This is a genomic window from Azospirillum sp. UFLA03-27 (assembly GCF_059803775.1).
On record NZ_JAUQTX010000295.1, the window covers coordinates 1 to 7,284 of the forward strand.

Consider the following 7,284-nt stretch of genomic DNA (forward strand, 5'->3'; position numbering starts at 1 on the left):
CATACGAGAGAGCTGTTATAGTCTCGTGGGCTCGGAGATGTGTATAAGAGACAGGTCTCCCCCCGCCCCGAGCTGGGCAGCCAGCCGAGCCGCACCGAGAAGCCGATCACCAGCATCAGCCCGACCCAGAAGCCGGGCAGGCTCAGCCCGACCACGCTGCCCGCCATGATCAGCCGCGCCGCCGCCGCGCGCGGGCGCAGCCCGGCGTAGAGGCCGAGACCGATCCCCAGCCCCGCGGCCAGGATCAGGGCGGCCAGCGACAGCTCCAGCGTCGCCGGCAGCCGCTCGACGACCAGCGCCAGGGCCGGCTGGTTGTAGATGAAGCTGCGCCCCAGATCGCCTTGGAGCGCGCGCCCCACGAACAGCAGATACTGCCGCCATAACGGCTGGTCCAAGCCGAAGGACGCGGCGATGCGCGCCCGCTCCGCCGCGTCGGCCTCGGGCGGGACCAGGATGTCCACCGGGTTGCCCGCGACATGAAGGCCGACGAAGACGAGCACCGTCATCGCCAGCACCACCAGGGCGGCCTGCGCCGACCGCCGCACCAGCCACCCCACCATCGTTCCGGTCATCAGATGCCTACACCGGAAGCGGCGGGTACAGGCCGGCCCAGGGCCGGGCGCGCTCGATCTGCGCGGCGAGCTGGAGCACCCGCCCGTCCTCGCCCAGCGGGGCGGCGATCTGCACGCCGACCGGAAGCCCGTCCGCGAGCGCGAAGGGTACGCTGGCCGCCGGGATGCCGGCGCTGTTGTAGACGGAGGTGAAGGCGCTGTAGCGGCGCAGCGTCTCGTAGTAGCCGTCGAGATCCGTGCTCTGCATGTCCACCGTCCCGATGGGCAGCGGCGGGGCGGCGAAGGTCGGGGTCAGCAGCGCGTCGTGGCTCTGGAAGAAGCGCCCGAACAGGCGCGACAGGCCGTGGATCGTCCAGATCGACCGGGCGAGGTCGGCGCCGCTGTAGCGGGCGGACTCCCCGGCCCACAGGCGGGTGATCGGCTCCAGCTCGTCCGGCTCGACGGGCCGGCCCAGCGCCTCTTCGCGGGCGCGCAGGACGTTGGCGATGTTGGAGGCGACGATGATGCGCGTCGCCCTTTTCAGCGCGGCGCCGTCCACGCCGGGGCTGGCCTCCTCCACCCGGTGGCCGAGCGATTCGAGAAGCGCCGCCGCGTTGGTCACCGCCTTGGCGGCGGCGGGATCGACGGCGCGCCCCTCATGGTCCAGGGTCTGGAAGGCGATGCGCAGCGGCGCGGGATCGCGCTCCACGAGGTCGAGGTAGCGCCCGTCGAAGCGCGGCGCGGCGTAGGGATCGCCCGGCTCCGGCCCGTGGGTGGCGTCGAGCAGGGCGGCGCTGTCGCGCACCGAGCGGGTGATCGCGTGGTGCACCGAGAGGCCGTTCCAGCCCTCCCCCAGGTCGGGGCCGAAGGGGTTGCGCCCGCGCGTCGGCTTCAGCCCGAAGGTGCCGGTGTTGGAGGACGGGATGCGGATGGAGCCGCCGCCGTCGGTGGCATGGGCCGCCGGGACGATGCCCGCCGCCACCGCCGCCGCAGCGCCGCCGGAGGAGCCGCCGACGCTGCGCTCCCGGTTCCACGGGTTGCGGGTGGGGCCGAACAGGGCCGGCGTCGTCTCGCAGGCCAGACCCAGCTCCGCCGTGTTGGTGAAGCCGAACAGCACCAGCCCGGCGGCGCGGTAGCGCGCGGTGACGGTGGAATCCTTGACCGCCCGGTGGTCGCGCCACAGGCGGCTGCCGTTGCTGGTGCGCCGCCCGAGCACCTGGATGTTCAGATCCTTCAGCAGGAAGGGGACGCCGGCCAGCGGCTCCTCCCCCGTCAGGCTCCGGGCCTGGGCGAAGGCTTCATCGGCGAACTGCTCGACGACGGCGTTGATGAGCGGGTTGACCGCCTCCAGCCGGGCCAGGGCGGACTCCAGCAACTCGACCGGGGACACCGCGCGGCGCCGGACGAGGGCGGCGAGGCCCACCGCGTCGTGGGCCTGATAGTCGGAAAACAGGGACATGGCGGGATTCCTCAGACCGGCTCGGCGAAGACGGCGTTGGTGTGGCCGAAGGCGTTGCCGGGAACGAAGCGCACGTAACCCTTGCGCCCCGCCCAGTTGAAGCGCGGGTAGAAGACCGGGATGACCCCCACGTCCTCCTCCAGCGCGGCCAGCGCGTCGCGGATACGGGCGACCCGCCGTTCGGCGTCGAAGTCGCCGAGTGCCGCCAGCAGCGGCGCGTCCAGCTTGGGGTTCGAATAGCGCTGGCGGTTGAAGGGACCGGCCCCGGTGTCCTGGTCCTTGGTCAGCACCACCTGCCGCAGCAGCTCCGCGCTGTTGGTGGTGGCGTAGGTGGTCAGGAACAGGGCGAACTCCCGGTTGGTGGCGCGGGAGAAGAAGGTGGCGATGGGCAGCGTCTCCACCTTGGTCTCCACACCGATGCGCGAGAAGCCCTGGGCGACGGCCTGGAGCACCGCGACGTCCCCGGTGAAGAAGCCGCTCGGCCCGTGGATGGTCAGCCCGAAGCCGTCGGGATAGCCGGCCTCCGCCAGCAGACGCTTGGCGCGGGCGACGTCCACGGCGATGGGCGCGCGGTTGGGCAGCCGGTCCGGGGCGGGCGGCGGCGCGAACTGGTCGGCGGGCGTGCCCTGGCCGAGCAGCAACCGCTCCACGATGCCCTTGCGGTCGATGGCCAGCGACAGCGCTTGGCGCACCCGCACATCCTTCAGCGGATTGCGGTCCAGCGGCCGGCCGGCGCGGTCGGTGACGAAGGGTGCCTGGTCGCGGCTGGTGTCGGGGAACAGGTAGGCGCTGGTGGCGCTGGCGACGCTGAAGATGTCCACATTCTTGTCGGCGGTCAGATGGGCCACGTCCTGCACCGGCACGCCGTCGATCAGGTCGAGGTCGCCCGACAGCAGTCCGGCGACGCGCGCCCCGGCGTCGGGGATGAAGCGGGTGCGGATGCGGCTCCAGCCCGGCGTCCGGCCCCAGTAGGCGGGGTTGGGTTCCAGCTCGATCTGCTGGCCGACGGTGAAGCCGGCGTAGCGGAAGGCCCCGGTGCCGACGGCCAGCTTGCCCGAGGTGAAATCCGCCGTCTCGGCGCCCGCGTGGATCTTGCGCGACAGGATGTAGAGGTTCGTGAAGTCGCGGTCGAGGAAGGGGTTCGGCGTCTTGCTGCGGATGCGGAAGGTCCGCTCGTCGATCACCTCCACCGCCGCGACGTTACGCACGTAAGGCACGAAGGAGCCGGGGCTGTTCGGGACGTTGGGCACCCGCTCGATGGTGAAGGCGATGTCGTCCGGCGTCAGCGGCGTGCCGTCGTGGAAGCGGATTCCCGGACGCAGCTTGAACTCCCAGCTGGTCTCGTCCAACGCCCGCCAGGATTCGGCCAGCAGGGGGCGCAGCGTTCCCGTCGCGTCCTCCGTCACCAGCGGGTCGAAGATCTGCCGCAGCGTCTGGTTGTTGGTCGGCGACTGGTAGAAATGGGGGTCCAGCGAGTTCGGGGCCGAGATCGCCCCGATGGAGAGCGGGCGGGAGCGGGAGGATGCCGCGGAGTTGCTCTGGGCGAAGGCGGCGGTACGGGTGAAGGCGGCGGCGGGCACCAGCCCGGCCATCGCACCCAGGAAGGTACGGCGATCCATGAGTCTCTCCACGGCAGGGGTGACGGGATCACCGGCGGCGTCCAATCACCAATTTATTTCGCTAAATTATTTTTATTCATCCTATTTGCTTGTTGAGTTTGCGCAATTGTCCAAAATTGAACAGCGTTTGCGCTCCGATGAACATGCGCATGCAGGCGTCGGAGGCAGGAATCGCGGCGCGCCGGACAGGGCGGGCAGGCCCCGTTCCGACGCGCAACGCCCTTCCTCGTCGCCGCCCCTATCCCACCTCTACACCGGAACGATGTCGGCCCCGCTTTCGGTGAAGACCAGCCGTTGGCCGCTCTTCGCCAGAATCCCGGCGCCGAACAGGTCCCAGGTCGTGACGCCGCCGGCGCGGAACCGGCCGCGGAACTCCTCCTCCTTCGCCTCCTTCTCGCGCGAGACGCGGGCCACCTCGTCGAGGTCGGCCAGCGGGATCACCACCACGCCGTCGTCGTCGCCGATGATCAGGTCGCCGGGCTCGACCCGGATTCCCCCCACCTCGACCGCCTGGGCGAGCGGGCCGAGCCGCGCCTTGTCGCCGCGCGACCGCAGGCTGACTCCGCGCGCGAAGACCGGAAGGTCCAGCTTGCGCAGCTCCGCGGCGTCGCGGACGGCACCGTCGATCACCACGCCGCCCAGGCCGCGGGCGAGCGCCGCCGTGGCCATGGTGTCGCCGAAGGACGCGCCGTCGACGAAACCGCCGGCGGAATAGACGATGACGTCGCCGGGACGGGCGAAGGCGATGGCCGCATGGGCGGTCAGGTTGTCGCCCGGCTGCCCCTGCGCCGGAAAGGCCGGCCCCAGGATGCGGAAGCCGGGCCGCAGCGGCTTGATGGCGGAATCGAGCGCGCCGCGCCGGCCCTGCGCCTCGTGCGCGGTAGCGGCGGTCACCCCCTGGAAGGCCGCGATCTGGGCCGGGGTGGGGCGGGGAAAGTCGAAGTCGGGTCGCTTGGTATCGGGTCGGTTGCTCATGCTCGGTCGGTCCTTCTCAATCACGGGCTTCGGTCGCGGTATCGCCGAAGGGGTCCAGTTGGAAAAAGGCGGGGTCCGGACGCGCCGCCCCGCTCTCGATGCGGCGCACGGCGTCGCGCACCCGCCGGTTGGCCCAGGCGTCGACGCCGGTTTCCTCAGCGCGGGCGAGGACCGGACCGTAGATCTCCTCCACCTCGGTCCGCCGGCCCTTGAGGATGTCCTGCCCCATGGAGGGGCGCTGCCCGGCGGCCTTGCCGGAGACGGCGGAGGCCGTCAGCGCGCTCTCCACCTCGGCCAGCGCCGCGCGGTCGCCTTCCGCCGCGCGGGCGAACAGGGCGGGGGGCGTGCCGCCGATCCCTTCGAGCCGCAAGCCCACCCGCTCGCCGATCAGCACCGCCTCCCCAGCCAGCCGAATGCCAAAGCGGCGCAGCAGCGGGTCGCGGTCCATCGCGTCGATGGATAGGCCGGTCGCCGCGGACAGGCCGTTGCGCATGGCGTTGGCGGCCAGCTTCGACCAGCGCTCGCCGGTCAGGTTGCCGGTCACCGTCACCGAATCCACCTTGGCGATGAGGCCGCGCAGGGCCTCGATGCGCGGCGTCGTCTGCCCGTCGGGCTCGCCGATCCGGAAGACCGGAATGCCCGGACTGCCGCGCGACACCCGCCGCAGAATGCGTCCGGCACGGTCGAGTTCGACCCCGATGCGCGCGGCGATCAGCCCGACGACGCGGTCCCCGCCGACGACCTCCGCGATCACCGGCTCGTTCAGGCCGTTCTGGGCCGAGACGACGAAGCCGCCGGGGGCCAGCCGGGGGCGGAGCAGCTCCGCCACCCGCCGGGTGTCCCAGGACTTGACGGCGACGATGGCGACGTCGATGGGGCCGAGGTCGGTCAGCCGATCCTCCAACAGGATCGGGACGCGCACGGTCTCGTCCTCCTCCGGCCGCGCGCCGGTGATGGCGAGGCCGGAGCGGGTGACCGCCGCCACATGCTCCGCCCAGCCATCGACCAGCGTCACGTCCTCGCCCTCCGCGAACAGGCGGGCGCCGATGTAGCCGCCGACCGCGCCAGCCCCCAGCACGGCGATGCGCGGGCGGAGCGGAGCGGTGGCCCCCGATCCTGCCGGACGGTCGGTCACGCCCCGCCCTCCAGCCACAGGTTCTTCAGCGAGGAGAAGGCGGCGTCGGGCCGGTCCTCCAGCCCCTTGACCCGCCGGCTGTGCAGAGTGACGCGCTCCAGCTCGAACAGCGGGATGTTCGGCAGGTCGGTCATGGCGATGCGCTGCCAGGCGTGGAACGCCTCCGTCCGCTTGGCCGGATCGGATTCGCGCAGCGCCGTCTCGATCACCGCGTCCAGCTCGGGGTTGGAATACTGGGCGCCATTGGTGTTCGGCACGCCCGGCGCGATGGAGCTGGTGGCATAGAGCCGGTAGAGCCCCAGCGACGGGTCGATCATCGCCGAGAACTGCCCGGAGCGGGTGTCGTAGTCGTAGTTGGTGTAGACGCGCTTGTAATAGGTCGGCAGGTCGGCGGCCCGCAGCTTCAGGTCGATGCCGACCGCCTTCAGGTTCTGGCGCAGGAACTCCGCCGTGTTCTGCTGGGACTCGGTGTCGTTGGAATAGTCGTGCCACAGCGCGAAGCGGACGCCGTCGGCGCCGCGCCGGTAGCCCGCCTCGTCGAGCAGCCGCTCCGCCGCCACGGGGTCGAAGGGATAGCCGGCCACGTCCTTGGTGTAGGATTTCTGGTAATGCGGGATCGGGCCGGTCGCCGGGGTGCCGAAGCCGTACCACGCGGCCTCGATCAGCCCCTTGCGGTCGATGGCGTGGGCGATGGCGCGGCGGACCCGCATATCGCCGGCGATCTTGGATTTGACGTTGAACTCGAAGGTGAAGAAGGGCGACAGCCATTGATAGCCGGCGGTGGTCAGCGCCAGCTCCGGGTTGGCGCGCAGGCGGGCCGCGTCGGCCAGCGGGATCGGGTCGAAGGGGCCGTAGACCACCTCCCCGGTCTCGAAGGCCGCGGCGCGCGACGCCGCGTCGGGGATGATGCGGAAGATCAAGCGGTCCACATGGGGCTTGCCGGCGTCCCAGTAGGTGGGATTGCGCTCGAAGGCGATGTACTCGCCGCGCTTCCACTCCACGAAGCGGAAGGGACCGGTGCCGACCGGGTTGATGTTGCGCGGGTTGGTCCGGGGGTCGGTGTTCTCGTAGAGGTGGGCGGGAAGCACCTGCGATTCCGCGGCGGACAGCGCGTTCAGGATGATCGCCGACGGGCGGGACAGGCGCAGGACCGCCGTCGCGGCGTCCGGCGTCTCCACCGCCGTCACGTCGCCGAAGGTGGTGCGGCCGCGCGGGTGGTGCTTCTTCCACAGCTCCAGCACGCTGTAGGCCACGTCCCGGGAGGTGAAGGGCGTGCCGTCGTGCCAGGTGACGCCCTTGCGCAGGTGGAAGGTGATCGACAGCTTGTCGGGCGACACCTCGAACCGCTCCGCCAGGGCGGGGATCGGGTTCATCTGCGAATCGTAGCTCAGCAGCCCGTCGTAGATGTTGGACGACACCACGTTGACGCTGAAGTGGTTGTTGACGGTGTTGGTGAGGATCGGGGGTTCCGGGTTGATGACCGCGATCAGCGTCCCCCCTTTAAAATGTCTCTTATACACATCTCCGAGCCCACGAGACTATAAC

At 70.9% G+C, this 7,284-nt stretch carries 6 protein-coding genes; all 6 read right to left on the reverse strand.

Translation table 11 applies throughout. The features are described from left to right. A partial coding sequence (locus Q4I23_RS28490) for an ABC transporter permease (RefSeq protein ID WP_498528444.1) occupies window positions 1–572 on the reverse strand: 572 nt, incomplete at its 3' end. Window positions 573–579: 7 nt separating this feature from the next. Beyond that, on the reverse strand, window positions 580–2,010 hold the full coding sequence (locus Q4I23_RS28495; protein WP_498528445.1) for an amidase: 1,431 nt from the start codon (window positions 2,008–2,010) through the stop codon (window positions 580–582). Between the two features lie 11 nt (window positions 2,011–2,021). Further along, window positions 2,022–3,629, reverse strand: a complete 1,608-nt coding sequence (locus Q4I23_RS28500) for an ABC transporter substrate-binding protein (RefSeq protein WP_498528446.1) — start codon at window positions 3,627–3,629, stop codon at window positions 2,022–2,024. 249 nt (window positions 3,630–3,878) lie between these two features. Beyond that, window positions 3,879–4,604 (reverse strand): RraA family protein, encoded by a 726-nt coding sequence (locus tag Q4I23_RS28505; protein WP_498528447.1) that lies wholly within the window; start codon window positions 4,602–4,604, stop codon window positions 3,879–3,881. Window positions 4,605–4,620: 16 nt separating this feature from the next. Next, window positions 4,621–5,739 carry a ketopantoate reductase family protein gene (locus Q4I23_RS28510; protein WP_498528448.1) on the reverse strand — a complete coding sequence of 373 codons (1,119 nt, stop codon included), beginning with the start codon at window positions 5,737–5,739 and terminating at the stop codon, window positions 4,621–4,623. Then, the gene (locus tag Q4I23_RS28515) at window positions 5,736–7,259 is read right to left on the reverse strand and encodes an ABC transporter substrate-binding protein (protein ID WP_498528449.1); all 1,524 of its coding nucleotides are present in this window, start codon (window positions 7,257–7,259) and stop codon (window positions 5,736–5,738) included. Before Q4I23_RS28515 ends, Q4I23_RS28510 begins: the two co-directional genes overlap by 4 nt. Window positions 7,260–7,284 lie beyond the last annotated feature (25 nt).